12 protein-coding genes and 4 tRNA genes are annotated in these 18,110 nt (G+C 23.0%); all 16 read left to right on the top strand.

Going from position 1 to position 18,110, the window contains the following annotated elements; translation table 11 throughout:
• Window positions 1-236 precede the first annotated feature (236 nt).
• The 16 genes from CWO85_RS02290 (at window position 237) to gltX (ending at window position 18,089) form a co-directional block, all read left to right on the top strand.
• Complete coding sequence (locus tag CWO85_RS02290) at window positions 237-3,614, top strand: hypothetical protein (RefSeq protein ID WP_121464035.1); 3,378 nt, start codon at window positions 237-239, stop codon at window positions 3,612-3,614.
• A 717-nt stretch (window positions 3,615-4,331) separates the two neighbouring features.
• A complete protein-coding gene (gene gyrB, locus CWO85_RS02295) occupies window positions 4,332-6,245 on the top strand; it encodes a DNA topoisomerase (ATP-hydrolyzing) subunit B (protein ID WP_201736607.1) in 1,914 nt (637 codons plus the stop codon).
• 29 nt (window positions 6,246-6,274) lie between these two features.
• A complete protein-coding gene (gene gyrA, locus CWO85_RS02300; RefSeq protein WP_121464036.1) occupies window positions 6,275-8,800 on the top strand; it encodes a DNA gyrase subunit A in 2,526 nt (841 codons plus the stop codon).
• Window positions 8,801-8,912: 112 nt separating this feature from the next.
• Entirely contained in the window at window positions 8,913-9,422 is a 510-nt protein-coding gene (gene tsaE, locus CWO85_RS02305) for a tRNA (adenosine(37)-N6)-threonylcarbamoyltransferase complex ATPase subunit type 1 TsaE (RefSeq protein WP_121464037.1), read from the top strand.
• Window positions 9,423-9,476: 54 nt separating this feature from the next.
• Complete coding sequence (gene tsaB, locus CWO85_RS02310) at window positions 9,477-10,031, top strand: tRNA (adenosine(37)-N6)-threonylcarbamoyltransferase complex dimerization subunit type 1 TsaB (protein ID WP_236628355.1); 555 nt, start codon at window positions 9,477-9,479, stop codon at window positions 10,029-10,031.
• Between the two features lie 57 nt (window positions 10,032-10,088).
• The gene (gene tsaD, locus CWO85_RS02315; RefSeq protein WP_121464039.1) at window positions 10,089-11,084 is read left to right on the top strand and encodes a tRNA (adenosine(37)-N6)-threonylcarbamoyltransferase complex transferase subunit TsaD; all 996 of its coding nucleotides are present in this window, start codon (window positions 10,089-10,091) and stop codon (window positions 11,082-11,084) included.
• 65 nt (window positions 11,085-11,149) lie between these two features.
• A complete protein-coding gene (gene glnS, locus CWO85_RS02320) occupies window positions 11,150-12,775 on the top strand; it encodes a glutamine--tRNA ligase (protein ID WP_121464040.1) in 1,626 nt (541 codons plus the stop codon).
• Between the two features lie 17 nt (window positions 12,776-12,792).
• Window positions 12,793-13,866 (top strand): DUF2130 domain-containing protein, encoded by a 1,074-nt coding sequence (locus tag CWO85_RS02325; protein WP_121464041.1) that lies wholly within the window; start codon window positions 12,793-12,795, stop codon window positions 13,864-13,866.
• 416 nt (window positions 13,867-14,282) lie between these two features.
• The gene (locus CWO85_RS02330; RefSeq protein WP_161554983.1) at window positions 14,283-14,492 is read left to right on the top strand and encodes a hypothetical protein; all 210 of its coding nucleotides are present in this window, start codon (window positions 14,283-14,285) and stop codon (window positions 14,490-14,492) included.
• 579 nt (window positions 14,493-15,071) lie between these two features.
• Window positions 15,072-15,147: transfer RNA gene (locus tag CWO85_RS02335), tRNA-Glu, on the top strand.
• A 19-nt stretch (window positions 15,148-15,166) separates the two neighbouring features.
• Window positions 15,167-15,243, top strand: a tRNA-Arg gene (locus tag CWO85_RS02340).
• Window positions 15,244-15,277: 34 nt separating this feature from the next.
• Window positions 15,278-15,354, top strand: a tRNA-Pro gene (locus tag CWO85_RS02345).
• 12 nt (window positions 15,355-15,366) lie between these two features.
• Window positions 15,367-15,441: transfer RNA gene (locus CWO85_RS02350), tRNA-Gly, on the top strand.
• Window positions 15,442-15,752: 311 nt separating this feature from the next.
• Entirely contained in the window at window positions 15,753-16,223 is a 471-nt protein-coding gene (rplM, locus tag CWO85_RS02355) for a 50S ribosomal protein L13 (protein ID WP_121464043.1), read from the top strand.
• Between the two features lie 6 nt (window positions 16,224-16,229).
• Window positions 16,230-16,622 carry a 30S ribosomal protein S9 gene (gene rpsI / locus CWO85_RS02360; RefSeq protein ID WP_121464044.1) on the top strand — a complete coding sequence of 131 codons (393 nt, stop codon included), beginning with the start codon at window positions 16,230-16,232 and terminating at the stop codon, window positions 16,620-16,622.
• Window positions 16,623-16,754: 132 nt separating this feature from the next.
• A complete protein-coding gene (gene gltX, locus CWO85_RS02365; RefSeq protein WP_121464045.1) occupies window positions 16,755-18,089 on the top strand; it encodes a glutamate--tRNA ligase in 1,335 nt (444 codons plus the stop codon).
• Window positions 18,090-18,110 lie beyond the last annotated feature (21 nt).

Consider the following 18,110-nt stretch of genomic DNA (forward strand, 5'->3'; position numbering starts at 1 on the left):
TATTATATAAAAATATAATAATTTAAAGATATTGGTTAGTAATATTTTATATTTTTTAACAAAGATTATTTTATGTTTGATTATGATATTTAAATAAATATATTTTTTATACAAACAAATAATTTTTACAAAATATTTTTATTAAAAATTTAGTTAGAATTTAATTTTTATATTTTAATTTATTGATTTATATTTAGCTTTAATTAAAAAATAAAGTAAAGGTAGCATCATAAATTATGATAAAAAATAAAAATTATAAACTAATCAATTTAAAATATTTTTTTTATTTTATTATTTTCATATTTTTTGTTTGTATCCAAAGTGTAGCTTACGCCGAAAAGACTTATAATTTTGATTTATTATCAAGAAATGATTTTTCAAGCCCTAAAATAAACGATTTAAAACAATTTTTGATAAATCAAATAAATCAAAAAAGAATTTTAGTAGATGATAAAGATAAAACACTTTTTTTAAAAAATATGTCATTAGCTAAGATTATTGATAAAAGTAGTAATTTTCCTTCTGATGCTTCTTTTTTTATGCCAGGTAATAAATATTATTTTGTATTAGGAATTCCGCCATTAGTTAGATCAAATGATAATTTATTGCAAAAGTATAAGTTTTCTTTTATTTATGAAAATAGATTTTCAAAAATATTAAAAATAACTAATTTAGGAACTTTTAATGATTTTAATATCCAAACAATTATAAATCAAATCAAAAATTTAAATCCTATTTTAAATAAAAACGAACTTCGATTTGATGGAATTCCAAATTTACAAGAAGCTATAATTACTTCTAAAGATTTCGAAGGAAAAGTTTTAGTTACTTATAATATTAAAAAAAATACACCCCAACATTCTAAGTTGAAAGATTTTTTGAAAAAAACAGAATTAGGTATTTTAGATGAAATTAGTATTCAAACAATTATAAATAAAATCAAAAATTTAAATCCTATGTTAAATAAAAATAATCTTCAAGTTGAAAAAATACTAAGTAATAGAGAGGCCATTATTTTTTCTCAAGAATTTGAAGGCAAAGTGTCTGTAACTTATAATATTAAAAAAAATACGCCCCAAAATTCTAAGTTGAAAGATTTTTTAACAAAAACAGAACTAGGAAATTTAGATGAAATTAGTATTCAAACAATTATAAATAAAATTAAAAATTTAAATCCTATGTTAAATCAAAATAATCTTCAAGTTGAAAAAATACTAAGTAATAGAGAAGCTATTATCTTTTCGCAAGAATTCGAAGGGAAAGTGTCTGTTACTTATAATTTGAAACAAAATACACCCAAAATTACTAAATTGAAAGATTTTTTAACAAAAACAGAACTAGGAACTTTAGATGAAATTAGTATTCAAACAATTATAAATAAAATTAAAAATTTAAATCCTATGTTAAATAAAAATAATCTTCAAGTTGAAACAATACTAAGTAATAGAGAAGCTATTATCTTTTCGCAAGAATTCGAAGGGAAAGTGTCTGTTACTTATAATTTGAAACAAAATACACCCCAAATTCCTAAATTGAAAGATTTTTTAACAAAAACAGAACTAGGAACTTTAGATGAAATTAGTATTCAAACAATTATAAATAAAATTAAAAATTTAAATCCTATGTTAAATAAAAATAATCTTCAAGTTGAAACAATACTAAGTAATAGAGAAGCTATTATCTTTTCGCAAGAATTCGAAGGGAAAGTGTCTGTTACTTATAATTTGAAACAAAATACACCCCAAATTCCTAAATTGAAAGATTTTTTAACAAAAACAGAACTAGGGACTTTGGATGATTTCGCAAATCAAACAATTATAGATAAAATTCAAAAATTAAATCCTAATTTAAATTCAAAAAAATTGCGATTTGATGGAATTCCAAATTTACAAGAAGCTATAATTACTTCTAAAGATTTCGAAGGAAAAGTTTTAGTTACTTATAATATTAAAAAAAATACACCCCAACATTCTAAGTTGAAAGATTTTTTGAAAAAAACAGAATTAGGTATTTTAGATGAAATTAGTATTCAAACAATTATAAATAAAATCAAAAATTTAAATCCTATGTTAAATAAAAATAATCTTCAAGTTGAAAAAATACTAAGTAATAGAGAGGCCATTATTTTTTCTCAAGAATTTGAAGGCAAAGTGTCTGTAACTTATAATATTAAAAAAAATACGCCCCAAAATTCTAAGTTGAAAGATTTTTTAACAAAAACAGAACTAGGAACTTTAGATGAAATTAGTATTCAAACAATTATAAATAAAATTAAAAATTTAAATCCTATGTTAAATCAAAATAATCTTCAAGTTGAAAAAATACTAAGTAATAGAGAAGCTATTATCTTTTCGCAAGAATTCGAAGGGAAAGTGTCTGTTACTTATAATTTGAAACAAAATACACCCAAAATTACTAAATTGAATGATTTTTTAACAAAAACAGAACTAGGAACTTTAGATGAAATTAGTATTCAAACAATTATAGATAAAATTAAAAATTTAAATCCTAATTTAAATTCAAAAAATTTGCGATTTGATGGAATTCCGAATTTAGAAGAAGCTATAATCACTTCTAAAGATTTTGAAGGCAAAGTGTCTGTAACTTATAATATTAAAAAAAATACACCCAAAACTCTTCATTTGATTGATTTTTTGAAAAAAACAGAACTAGGAACTTTTAATGATTTTAATATCCAAACAATTATAAATCAAATCAAAAATTTAAATCCTATTTTAAATAAAAACGAACTTCGATTTGATGGAATTCCAAATTTACAAGAAGCTATAATTACTTCTAAAGATTTCGAAGGAAAAGTTTTAGTTACTTATAATATTAAAAAAAATACACCCCAACATTCTAAGTTGAAAGATTTTTTGAAAAAAACAGAATTAGGTATTTTAGATGAAATTAGTATTCAAACAATTATAAATAAAATCAAAAATTTAAATCCTATGTTAAATAAAAATAATCTTCAAGTTGAAAAAATACTAAGTAATAGAGAGGCCATTATTTTTTCTCAAGAATTTGAAGGCAAAGTGTCTGTTACTTATCATTTGAAACAAAATACACCCAAAATTCCTAAATTGAAAGATTTTTTAACAAAAACAGAGCTAGGAACTTTGGATGAAATTAGTATTCAAACAATTATAAATAAAATTAAAAATTTAAATCCTATTTTAAATAAAAACGAACTTCGATTTGATGAAATTCCTAATTTACAAGAAGCTATAATTACTTCTAAAGATTTCGAAGGAAAAGTTTTAGTTACTTATAATATTAAAACAACGCCTTCACAAATTATGCAACAAACTTTTCGATTAAGAGATGTTTTGAAAACAACAAAACTAGGAATTTTGGATGAAATTAATAATCAAATAATTATAGCGAAAATTAAAAATTTAAATCCTATTTTAGATCAAAACAATCTTCAAGTGGATGGGATATTAAATCCTGAAGGCACTATTATAGTTTCTAAAGATTTCGAAGGAAAAGTTTCAGTTACTTTTGATATATTAGAACAACAAAATAAGAATAATTTGGCAAATTATATAATATTTATTATTATTTTTTTATTTGTATTTATTTTATTATTTTTAATTTATCTTTTATAAAAAATCAAAAATTTATTCTTAATTTTATTGATATGATAATTTTTAATTATTTTTTAATATTTTTTTGAAGCACTATATTAATTCCTAGTTAGTTTTCTTTTTTTATTTTTTTTAAAATATTTTTTTAAAAGAATAAAAATCTATTTTAGACAGTTTTTGAAGCTGTTTTGAAAAAAAATTATTTTTTGTGATTTTTATGTTGACAAATTGAAAAAAATAATTTAAACTATTAATAATCATTTTTTTGAGAATCGCTTTTAGTGGTAATTTTGAAAAAAACTTTTATAACAGTCTCTTCCCATGCATAATAAAAAAAGACTTTTTTAAAGTATTTTTTTATTATATGGATAATATTTTTAAATTTTTAATTAAATTTAATGTAGTAATTTTTTGAAATTTTTATTATTGACGATTTTTATTAGGTTTTTTTCTATAATTTATTATTAAAAATCATCATAATATAATGAACATATTTAAAAATAGTTTTTATTAATATTAATTAAGTATTATTATTTATTAAAAAAATATTTAGAATAAAAATAAATAACGTAAAAACGCTAATTTTTATATAAATTAGCGTTTTTTATGTTATAATGTTCTATAAATGTTTTATATTGTTTTCAATTATGTTTTTTAATAAAAAAACATTTTATGATATAAAAAAATATTTAAATTTTTTTTAATCTAAAATTAAAATAGGAGATTTCGAATTTATAAATGACTAAAATTAAGAAATATAACGCTGACAGTATTCAAGTTTTAGAAGGATTAGAAGCTGTTAGGATAAGACCTGGTATGTATATCGGTTCTACTTCTGAAAAAGGTTTATACCATTTAGTTTGGGAGATTATAGATAATTCTATAGATGAATCATTAGCAGGTTTTGCTGACGAAATTAATTTAGAAATTTTAGATAATAATATTATTCGTATTTCCGATAACGGAAGAGGTATACCAGTCGATATCCATCCAAAAACTAATAAACCAGCTGTAGAAACTATTTTGACTACTTTGCATGCTGGCGGAAAATTCGATAATTCTTCTTATCAAATTTCTGGAGGATTACATGGAGTTGGAGCTTCTGTTGTAAATGCTCTTTCTTCTTGGTTTATTGTCGAAATTCATTTGAATAATGAAATATATTATCAAAAATATGAAAAAGGCACTCCAATCATTCCTTTAACTAAAAAAGGGTTCACAAATCAAAAAGGAACAATAATTACATTTACTCCTGATCCGACAATTTTTGAAATTATGGAAAATTTTAATTATAAATTAGATGTTTTAAAAGATAGAATGCAACAGATAGCTTTTTTGAACAAAAATATTAAATTAAACATTATTGATAGTAGAGTTCAACCAGTTCAAAAATTTAATTTTTATTATAAAGAAGGTGTTAAGGAATATATTTTATACTTAAATCAGAATAAAAACACTTTAACTCAAATTTTTTATAAAGAATATTTTTCTAACAACATATTTTATGAAATTACTTTCCAATATACAAATAAATATAACCAAAATATTTATTCTTTTGTTAATAATATTCCTACAAAGGAAGGCGGGACACACGAAGAAGGTTTTAAAATAGCTTTAAATAGGATATTAAATAAATATGCTAAAGATAAAAAAATATTAAAAAAAGAAACCAATTTAATTAGCGAAGATACTTTAGAAGGTATTACAGCTGTTATTTCTTTAAAACATCCTAATCCATTATTTGAAGGTCAAACTAAAAATAAATTAGGCAGTCATGAAGTTAGGCAATTTATTTCTAAATCTTTTGGTGAATTTTTGGAAAGTCATTTATTAGAAAATCCTCAAGAAGCTAAGCAAATAATAGATAAATGTTTATTATCTATGAAAGCTAGAATAGCTGCTAAAAAAGCACGTGAAATTACTAGAAAAAAAATGTCTTTAGACTTATTAAATTTTAATTCTAAATTAACTGATTGCTATACAAAAGATCCTATTTTATCTGAATTATATATTGTAGAGGGAGATTCGGCGGGAGGTTCTGCTAAACAAGGAAGAGATTCTCAATTTCAAGCTATTTTACCATTAAGAGGTAAAATTATTAATGTAGAAAAATCTCATGCAGAAAAAGTTTTAAGTAATAATGAAATTGTCTCTTTAATACAAGCAATAGGAACAGGTATTGATAAAGAATTTAATTTAAGTAAAGCGCGTTATCATCGTATTATTATAATGACAGATGCTGATGTCGACGGAGCTCATATTAGAACTTTAATTCTTACTTTCTTTTTTAGAAATTTAAAACCTTTAATTGAAAATGGTTATATTTATTTTGCGCAACCGCCTCTATACAAAGTAGAAAAAAATAAACAAATTAAATATTTTTATAATGAAAAAGATTATAAAGAATATAAAAACATCATTGAAATTCAAAATAAAAAAATTTCTTCACAAAGATACAAAGGTTTAGGGGAAATGAATCCAGAACAACTTTGGGACACTACTATGGATCCGAAACACAGAACTTTATTGAAAGTATGTTTGAAAGACGCTGTAGAAGCTGATAAAATTTTTGATAAATTAATGGGGAAACTTGTTTCTCAAAGAAAAAAATTTATTGAACAAAACGCTTACAAAGCAAATATAGATATTTAATTTATTAATATTAAAAAGGCGATTAAATTATGTCAAATAAAATTAAAAAAAATGATTCTTTAAATAATTCGAATTCTGATATTTCAGAAATAAATAATATAGGATCTGTTAAAGAAGTAAATATTAGTCGCGAAATGGAAAAATCTTTTTTAGATTATGCCATGAGTGTTATTGTTTCGAGAGCTTTACCAGAAATTCAAGATGGTTTGAAACCCGTTCAAAGAAGAATTATATATAGTATGAAAGAATTAGGTGTTTCCGCGCAATCTAGTTACAAAAAAGCTGCTAGAATTGTCGGTGATGTTATGGGTAAATATCACCCTCATGGTGATAGTAGTATTTATGAAGCAATGGTAAGAATGGCACAAAATTTTAATTATCGTTATCCTTTAATTGATGGTCATGGTAACTTTGGTTCTATTGATGGAGATTCTGCTGCGGCAATGCGTTATACAGAAGTACGTATGTCTAAAATAGCAATGGAATTAATTAAAGAAATAGATCAAAATACTATTGATTTTGTAGATAATTATGATGGAAGTGAAAAAGAACCAGTAATTCTTCCGACAAGTTTCCCTAATCTTTTAGTAAATGGAGCAACGGGTATAGCTGTAGGAATGGCTACTAATATTCCTTCTCATAATTTAGGCGAAGTCATTGATGCTTTGACCGCTTATATAAATAATAAAGAGATTTCTATTTCTGAATTAGCAAAATATATTAAAGGTCCTGATTTTCCTACTGGTGGAGAAATTTTAGAAGTTGATAAATTGCAAGAAACTTATGAAAAAGGAAGAGGAAAAATTATTATTCGTGCTAAAACGGATATTGTGACTTCTGAAAAAAATAAAAGTTCGATAATTATTACGGAAATTCCTTATCAAATTAAAAAAAGTAATTTAATCAAAAATATTGTTTCTTTACATAAAAACAAAATTTTAGATGGAATTACAGATTTGAGAGATGAGTCTTCTAATCGCCAAGGTATTAAAATTGTTATTGATTTAAGAAAAGATATTAATCCTAAAATATTTTTAAATAATTTGTATAAACGTTCTCAAGTACAAGTATCTTTTCATTTTAATATGATTGTTTTAATTAATAAAAAACCTCAACTTGTTAATTTGAAACAAATTTTAGAAGCTTTTTTTTCTTTTAGAATAAATATAATTAATCGCCAAAAACAATTTGAATTAAAAAATGCTTTAGCTAAAAAACATTTAATTCAATCAGCGGTAATTGTTTTAAATGATATTGATGACGCAATCGAATTAATAAAAAATTCTAGTAATGTAAAAGAAGCACGTGAAAAATTAATGCTAAAATATAATTTTGATGAAATTCAAAGTAAATATATTTTAGAGATGAGTTTACAAAAAATAACAAATTTAGAAATAGAAAAAATAAAAATAGAAGAACAAAATTTAATTAAACAAATTTCAGAATGCGAAATTATTATTAATTCTCAAACTAAAAAAGAACAAATTCTTAAAAAAGAATTGTCACAATTAAAAAAAGTTTTCCAAGACGAAAGAAAAACTTTAATAAGAAAAGATATAGAAATTAATATATCTGAAGAAACTTTAATTCAAGAAAAAGCTATTCTTATTACTATTACTAATAAAGGTTACATCAAACGTTTAGATTTAGATACTTATAAAAAACAAAATAAAGGCGGAATTGGCGTTAGCGGAATTGTTATGAATGAAAATGATTTCGCGAAACATATAGTTATTACTTCTACTCATGATTATCAATTATTTTTTACAAACAAAGGAAAAGTTTACCGCATGAAGGGTTATGAAATACCTGATTATTCGCGCCAAGCCAAAGGCATACCACTTATAAATTTAGTTCCTTTAAGCGAAGGAGAATTCTTGACTTCTGTTACAAGTATTAACCTTAATTCGAAACAAGAACATAATTATTTGGTTTTAATAACTAAAAAAGGTTTAATAAAAAGAAATAATATCGCAGATTATCAAAATATTCAAAGTAAAGGGAAAATAGCTTTCACTTTAAAAAATGATGATGAAGTTTTGACAGTTTTAAAAAGTTCAGGCGAACAAGATATTATTATGGCGAGTTCTGATGGTAAAGCTATTCGTTTTAACGAAAAAACTATTAAAAAAACTAGTAGAATGGGCAGCGGAGTTATTGGAATGAAATTAAATTCTGATGAAACTTTGATAGGAGCTACCATCGTTGAATCAGATAAACAAGATATTTTAGTTGTGACTGAATTAGGATATGGTAAGAAAAATAAAATTAATGAATATAAAAATCAAAAAAGAGGTGGAAAAGGAATAAAAACTTTAAAAATTACTTCTAAAAATGGTAAAATTATTGCATTAAAAGCTGTCTTGAATGGTGAAGAATTAATTTTAATTTCTGATCGTGGTAAAATAATTCGATTAGTTAACAATAACAAAATTCCAACCCCTAAATCCAAAGTAACTCAAGGAAATAAATTAGTTAAATTAAAAGATACTGATAAATTATTTAATTTTGTTGTTATCAATAATAAAGATACAGAAAAAATAGATATTTTGTAAATTAGTATTTTTTAATTTGTAAATAAAAAAATCATCTAAATAAATTTTTTAGAAAAATTAGTTGATTTTTTATTTTTTTATATTAAAATAATTTATTAAGGTTTGGATAAATATGTATTTTTCGAAAACAAAAAATTATTACAACATCATAACTTTTTCAAAAACTCAAACTAAGAATTTAGGGTTTTATTTGTGCCAAACAATTATTCAAAATTCTTTAAATAAAGAAAAAAAAAGATGTATTATTATCATTGAAGGAATAATAGGTTCCGGGAAAACAATTTTTACTAAAGGAATAGCGAAAAAATTAGGTATTAAAACTGAAGTTAAGAGCCCTACTTTTCTTTTATTAAAAACTCATCAAAATAAAAAACAAAAATTGCATCATTTAGATTTATACCGTCTTTTAGATGATAAATATGATGGCGAAAAGCAAATGAAATGTTTTGCAATAGAAATAGAAGAATTATTGGAAAATACAGATGAAGGCGATATTGTAGTAATCGAGGCAAACCAAAATATAATTTCTTTTTTTAATTATTGGGATTTTAGAATTCAAATTAAAGTTTTGAATAGTAAAAAAAGAGATATTTTAATAGAAAAAAATATTGATACATTGTAATATTGAATATCGAATATAAGAAAGTGATATTTTTCATATATGGTTTCTGATAAAATGAAAAAATATATTATTTTAGATGTTTCTACTAATGTTCAAATAGTTATTTTGAGTACTTCTACAAACATTATTAGTATAGAAACTAATTTATTAAAACAAAATTTTGTTTCTGACATAATTCCTTTGATCTCTAGAATATTAGAAAAAAATAATTTAAATTTAAAAGATTTATATGGTATTATTGTTGGAGTCGGTCCAGGTTCTTATATAGGGAGCAGATTAGCAGTTTTGACATCAAAAATTTTATCTTTAGAACTTAATATATCTTTATATGAAATAAGTAGTTTGTTGCTACTATCTAGCGGATATACACAAAAAATCAAAACTCCTAAGATTTATGCGAAACGAAATTTTTTTTATAGTTTAAGTTTAAAAAATGAAGAAATTATTTTAGCCGAAAATATCTATGAAAAAGATTTTTTAGATAGTTTCGAAAATCATTTTTTATTAGATAAAGATAATTTTAAAATATCTCCTTTAAAAATTTTGTTTTATATGAAAAAAGTAGAAAAACCTTCTTATTTAGTTCCTAATTATTATATTCAATCTTGAAATATAATTTGAATTTCGTTTTTAAAAAAAGAAAGAAGTTAGGTAATTGGCTATAATATGATTATTTTATCAATCGAAACTAGTTGTGATGAAACAAGTATTGCAGTTGTAAAAGATGGGAAAGATATTTTATCTAATGTGATTTTTTCTCAAATAAAATATCATCAAAAATTTGGTGGTGTAGTTCCAGAATTAGCTTCTCGTAAACATGTAGAAATTATTACTTTGGTTTTAGAAGAAGCTTTAAGAAAAGCTCAAATAAATCCTCGAGAAGTTGATTTGGTAGCTGTAACTCAAGGTCCCGGTTTAATCGGTTCTTTATTTGCTGGTGTTAATGCCGCAAACACTTTTGCTTATATTTATGACAAACCTTTAATAGGTGTTAATCATTTGATAGGTCATATTTATGCTGCCCAAATAGAGAATGAAATAAAATTCCCTTCCTTAGTTCTTTTGATTTCAGGAGGACATACGGAATTATTTTATTTTAAGAATCACTTTCAAATTAAACAAATAGGTACCACTTTAGATGACGCAGTAGGTGAAATTTATGATAAAATCGCTAGAACTTTAAATTTAGGTTATCCTGGCGGCCCTATAATTGAAAAATTAGCATCAAAAGGAGAAGATTTATTTTCATTTTCGCGCCCTTATTTAAAAAATAAAAATTTAAATTTTAGCTTTTCAGGTTTAAAAAGCCAAATTATAAATTTTATTAATAAAAGAAAAGATATTGATTTGGATATTAATAGCGTTTGCGCTTCTTTTCAATCTAGTGTCGCAGATGTTTTAATAACAAAAACTAAAAGAGCTTTAAATTTATATCCTTCTAAAGATTTAATAATTGTAGGAGGAGTGGCTTCTAATCAATTTTTAAAAAATCAATTTAAAAATTATTTTCCAGAATTAAGATTGATTATACCTTCTCCTACATATTGTACTGATCAAGCAGCTATGATCGGAGTTGCTGCTTATTATCAAAATATATTTGGCTCCTCTAAAGGGCAGAAGAAATATAATTTAACAGGGAATCCTGATTTATCTATAGGATAATCACAAAATATAAAATATATTTTATTTAAAAATTTACTGATAAAATAAGTGAGGTTATTTAATAAATGTTTCAAGAATCTAATTTTATCAAGAGTATTATCGCAAAAGATTTGAAAAATAAAAAATATACAAAAATAATTACTCGTTTTCCGCCAGAACCGAATGGGTTTCTCCATTTAGGACATGCGCGTTCTATTATTATTAATTTCGAATTAGCAAAATTTTTTAACGGGGAAACTTATTTAAGATATGATGATACAAATCCTATTGTTGAAAAACAAGAATATGTGGATTTTATTCTCAAAGATGTTAAATGGTTAGGTTATACACCAGATAAAATTTTATTTGCTTCTGATTATTTTGAAGAAATGTATGAAAGAGCAGTTACATTAATTAAAAAAAATTTAGCATTTGTAGATGATTTGAGTTCGGAAGAATTAAAAAAATATAGAGGAGATTTATTTACGCCAGGAATAAATTCTCCTTATCGTAATCGTAGTATAGAAGAAAATTTAGAATTATTTGAACAAATGAAAAATGGTGTTTTTAAAGAAGAAACCAAAGTTTTAAGAGCTAAAATTAATATGGCAAGTCCTAATATGAATTTAAGAGATCCTGTTTTATATAAAATTCTTGATGCTTATACTTTGAAAAACAAACATTATTTTATTTTTCCTTCATATGATTACGCACATCCTTTAGAAGACGCGATCGAAGGCGTTTCGCATTCTTTATGTTCTTTTGAATTTGAAGATCATCGACCTTTATATGATTGGGTCATAAAAGAAACCGAAATGGAACATGTTCCGACTCAAATAGAATTCGGTCGTCTTAATATTACACAAACCATTTTAAGCAAAAGAAGTTTAAAATTTTTAGTTAATTCCGGTTTAGTTCAAGGATGGGATGATCCTAGAATGCCAACTTTAAGAGGTATGAGAAATAAAGGATATACTCCAGGATCTATTAAAAAATTTATTCTTGAAATTGGTTTGTCTAAAAATAATACCCATGTCAACCAAGATATGTTACATTCGTTTTTAAGAGAAGATTTACAACAAAAAGCTAAAAAAATAATGGTTGTAGATGAACCTTTGAAAGTGACTATTATTAATTATCCTGAAGATAAAATAGAATCTTCTGATGTTCCTTATCATAATCATAAAGATCTTGATTTAGGAACGCGAAAAGTTTTTTTTTCTAAACATATTTATATTGAAAAATCAGATTTCCAAATGGAAAAATTAGATCCTAAATCTAAAAAATTATTTTTAAATGAGGAAGTTAGATTATTTTATTTTTATTTTATTAAAGCGGTGGATGTTGTAAAAAATCAAAAAGGCGAAATTATCGAAATTTTAGCTACTTATGATCCGAAAACAAAAAGTGGAACTTCTTTCAATGAAAGAAAACCTAACGGAACTATTCATTTTGTAGAAATAAATACAGCTAAAAAAGTTTTTTTAAATTTTTATCAACCTCTTTTTGAAAATAATAATCCTCAAGATTTAAAAGCAGAATTTAATCATTCTTCTTGGATACGAAAAACAGCTTTCGCTGAAGGTAGTTTAGATATAAATGCAAATTATAACAAATTCCAATTTATTAGGAAAGGTTATTTTTGTTTAACCAATACCGAAGAAAAAGTAATTAATTTTAACGAAATTATTTCTTTAAAAAAAATTAAATAAAAATAAAAAAATAAAATATGAAAAAAATAAAAGTTTTAATTAAAAATTCATATGAATTAGAATTACAAGAAAATGCTCAAAAAGGCGATATTATTAATTTAAAAGAATGTTTAGAATTAGATTTGAATTTATTACAACAACGTATACATAACGAAGAAATGCAAGAAAAAATAACAAAAATTCAACAAGAATATGAACAAAAAATAAAAACATATGATAACGAAAAAGAGATTTTATTGATTAAAAAAACAATGGAATTAGAAAATATAAAAAACAATGAAATTAATCAGTTAAAGAACGAAATTACTAAATTAACCTTAACAAGATCTAATTTTAATATTAAGTTAATAGGCGAAAATTTAGAAAAATGGTGTGATAATGAAATGCAAAATCAAATATTAATTACTGATGATATTTCTTGGTATAAAGATAACGAAATTATCAACGGAACTAAAGGTGATTTTATTTATAAATTACATTTTGACCAAAATAAAAAAGAAAATGAAATTTTAACTTCGGCTCTTTTAGAAATGAAATCAGAAACGAAATTATTAGAAAAAACTAAAAAACAAAAAAATGAACAATTTTTTAAAAAATTAGATAAAGACCGTAATAATAAAAATTTAGAATTTGCGTTATTAGTAAGCGAATTAGAATATGATAAAGAAAATGATAGTCCTGTTAAAAAAGTAAATGAATATAAAAACATGTTTATCGTTAGACCTTCTTATTTACTTATTTTTTTGAATATCATTACCGCTTTAGGAAGAAAAAATAAAGAATTAATTTTGGCTCTGTCAGAAAAAAAACAAAAATTTTGTGATGAAGAAGAAATAAATAAAAGTTTTCGGCAAATGAAAGAGCATATTTTAAATAATTCTTTAACTAAAATACAAAACAATTTATTAAAAATGTTAGAAGAAAACGAAAAAATTAAACAAATGTCAGAATCTTTAAATAGTTCTTATTTTAAAATTCAAAAACAAATACAAACTATTTCTCAAGATCATTTAAAAACAATTTTTAATCAAATTCAAAATTTTAAAATAAGTAAAATTATTAAACAAATTAATCGTTTAAAAAATAAATAATTTTCATCAAAAACATGAAAAAATTATTTTTAATTTAAATAAAATACTTATTTTCTTATTTACGAAACAACTACATATTCTAACGTGATCAGTTAATTTTATTTTGATTAGCAATTGTTCAATAATTGTTCAATTAGAAAAAAATATTATTTAAAAAAATGTTTAAATTATACAAAAAACATTTATAATATTTTTGGTGGTTTGTAATAAAATCACTTTCATAGTTAAAATAATAGTTAAAATAATAGTTAAAATAAAAAAATAAATTAGTAAATGAGGATTATATAATAATTAATAAAAATTATAATTTTATAAAATTTGGTTCCAAATTGTTTATTGTTACATTTTTATTTACGTTTTTGATTTTTTATGCTTCTGTTTTTGCTTTTACTAAAACATATTCAAATTCTCCAATTATGAATTCGAATGATATTGTTCCGACTAATAATGTTATTTCTGAAAATGACAAATTAAATGAAGAAGAAAATGATTCATCTGAAGAAGAAATCAAAGAAGAGAAATCGTTATTAAATGACGAAAAAACAGACGAAAATAAAAAAAATAAGAAAACCGTATTAAAAAGCATGTTAAAAACATTCAAAGGAAATAAAAATAATCAAAAATAAATATAAATTATAAAATAATATTAAATTAAAATATATAATTTATTTTAATTGTTCTGATTTTATCTTTTTATGAAAAAAAATAATAAAATAAAATTTAATTTTTTAAAAAAAAGAATTTCTAAAAGAGATTCTTTTTTTTAAAAAATTAATAATTTTGATAAATTTTTAATTTTAAATGTTATAAACAAATATTGTAATTGATTATATTATCAAAAATATTTTTTAGTTGTTGTTGAAATACTTTTTTTAATTTAAAAAAAGATTTTAAATATTGATTAATAATTGTAAATAAACTATAATATTAATATAATAAAATATTGATTTTAAATAAGTATGTGAATTTGTAAAATTATTTTTTATTCTAAATATTTATTAAAATTTTTTAAAAAGTTTTGATTTTTTTAATTATTTTTTTAATATAATGAAAAAATATTATTTTAATTATATTTTATATTAATTTATGTTAAAATTGTTTATGTAATAATTACAAATCATATTTTTATTATTTATTTATTTCGATAGCATTTTAAAATAACAAAAAAATGTTTTTTATATTTTTGTATTTATAAATAAAGATTAGGCCCGTTGGAGAAACGGTTAACTCACATGCCTTTCACGCATGCATTCACGGGTTCGAATCCCGTACGGGTCACCAATAATAATATTCCAAAAAAACACCCATAGCTTAACTGGATAGAGCATCTGACTACGGATCAGAAGATTAGGGGTTCGAATCCTCTTGGGTGTGCCATCTGTTTGTTTAATTTTTTTATATAATTATTAAGCGGGAAGTAGCTTAGCTTGGTATAGCGCCTGGTTTGGGACCAGGAGGTCGCGGGTTCAAATCCTGTCTTCCCGACCATTATATAAATAAGCGAATGTCGTATAATGGTTATTACCTTAGCCTTCCAAGCTAAAGATGTGGGTTCGATTCCCATCATTCGCTCCATAAAAATTTACATATATAAAAATAAATATAAGTATATTCAAAATTTTATTTTAATAAAAAAAAATATAATTAAAATAAATAAAATATTATATTTTTATTTTAATTATATTTTTTTTTATGAATTAGATTATAAATTCTATTGACATTTTAATGTTATTGTTATATAATTATATTATAAATTTTTAAGATGATTTTTTTTAAACTGATGTTAATGTTGTTTTATTTTTTTGTATAAAAAAATAAGTTTAATTGAAAGTTATTAAGTAAATTATAGATAAAAAATTGTCTAGGTAGGGAAGCGTTATATATTTATGGCTGATACTATAAATCAAAATGAAGAGTTAAAATTTAATAATAAAACTTTTTCTGTTAATAAAAAACAAGTAGTTAAAAAATGGTATTTAGTTGATGTTCAAGGAAAAGTTTTAGGAAGATGCGCCACTAAGATCGCTAGTATTTTAAAAGGTAAAGCTAAAACTCATTATACTCCAAATGTTGATAATGGCGACTATGTTGCTGTTATTAATGCGTCGAAAATTCATTTAACAGGGAAAAAATGGCAAAAAAAAGTTTATTATAGACATTCAGGTTATCCAGGTGGGTTATTTAAAATAACTGCTGGAGAAATGATGAAAAAATTTCCTACTCGTGTTGTGGAAAAAGCTATTTTCGGAATGTTGCCGCATACTAAATTAGGAAATCAAATGCGCAAGAAGTTGTTTGTTTATCCTAATGAATCACATAGACATGAATCACAAAAACCAAAAATTTTAGAGGTATAATTTGTAATGAATAAAAATCAATATTTTGGCTTAGGCAGACGTAAAAGTTCAGTTGCAAGAGTAATTTTAGTTTCAGGTTCCGGGAATATTAAAATAAATAAAAGAGATTTTGTCGATTATATTCCTTCTAAAGAAATTCGTATTGAAACTATTAAGCCTTTAAAATTAACTAAAACTTTAGAAAAATATGATATTGTTGCTAATGTTTATGGCGGCGGAATAACATCTCAAGCGGGAGCGATTCTTCTAGGGATAGCTAGATCTTTAGTTGAAGCGGAACCTAGTTCAAGAATTATTTTAAAAAAATTTGGATTATTAACAAGAGATTCTCGTTGTGTAGAACGTAAAAAATATGGTTTAAAAAAAGCTCGTCGTGCTCCTCAATTTTCAAAACGTTAATTTTTTATTTATATTTTTCAAAAAATTTTTAAGAGTCTTTTTTTACTATAAAAAAGACTCTTTTGTTTTATTTAAATATATAATTGTTATTTCTCAAATGTTAAATTTTTTCAGGTTAAGGATTCTATAAATATGAAAGAAATAAGATTACGTTACGCACCGAGTCCTACTGGTTTTTTACATATCGGAAATGCTCGAACAGCTTTGTTTAATTATTTATTTGCCCGTCGTTATAAAGGTAAATTTATTATTAGGATCGAAGACACTGATTTAAAACGTAATATAAAAGAAAGTGAATTATCTCAATTAGAGCAATTACGATGGTTAGGTTTATTTTGGGATGAAGGGCCAGATTTAAAAGGACCATTTGGTCCTTATAAACAATCAGAAAGAATATCTATTTATCAAAAATATACTCAGATTTTATTAGATAAAAAGTTAGCTTACAAAGAATATCAAGGAGATAATGATAAATGTGTAGTTCGTTTTAAAGTTCCTTTGAATACTTTATATGAGTTTAATGATATGATAAGAGGCAAATTATCTTTCGAAAGTGATCAAATAGAAGATTGGATTATAATTAAGGAAAACGGATTCCCTACTTATAATTATGCCGTTGTTATAGATGATTATTTAATGAAAATATCTCATGTTTTAAGAGGAGAAGAACATATCACCAATACTCCTAAGCAAATAATGATTTATAAAGCTTTTGGGTGGGATATTCCTATTTTTGGTCATATGTCTTTGATTTTAAATAAAAATAAAAAAAAATTAAGTAAAAGAGATGTTGATATAGTTCAATTTATTAAAAAGTACATTGATTTAGGGTTTTTACCTAAAGCTTTATTTAATTTTTTATTTTTTTTAGGTTTCGCTCCGAAAACTAATAAAACTATTCTTTCGATTGAAGAAATGATTTCTCTTTTTGATAAAACAAGATTCGTTAAAGCGCCAGCTGTTTTCGATGATCAAAAATTATCTTTTATTAATAATCAATATTTAAAACAAATGTCTGTAACGGAGATAGTTGGAAAAAGTAAATTTTTTTTAGAAGAGAAAAAAATTTTTCTAGAAGATAAATATTTACAGAACATAATTATTTTATTCAGAGATAGAATGAATTATATTCAAGAAATTGTTAATTTATATTTAGAATTTTTTGAACAAAATCAACAAATAGATAACAAAATTATACATATAATAAAAGAAATAGAAGATTTTTCTGTAATTAAAATTTTAAAAGATTTATTTTTAAAATTGGAAATTTTTCAATCATCTTTTATAGAGCAACTTATTCAAAAATTTAGCGAATTAACTAATTTAAAAGGAAAAAAACTTTTTTTAACTTTAAGAATAGCTTGTACTGGAAAGTTACACGGTCCTCACTTGTTAACGTATTTAGAATTATTAGGTAAAAAAAATATTTTAAATAATATTCAAAAATTATTAAATTTAAATTATTAAATATAAATAGAATAAAAAGGA

It is taken from the genome of Candidatus Phytoplasma ziziphi (assembly GCF_003640545.1).
Lineage (GTDB): Bacteria > Bacillota_I > Bacilli_A > Acholeplasmatales > Acholeplasmataceae > Phytoplasma > Phytoplasma ziziphi.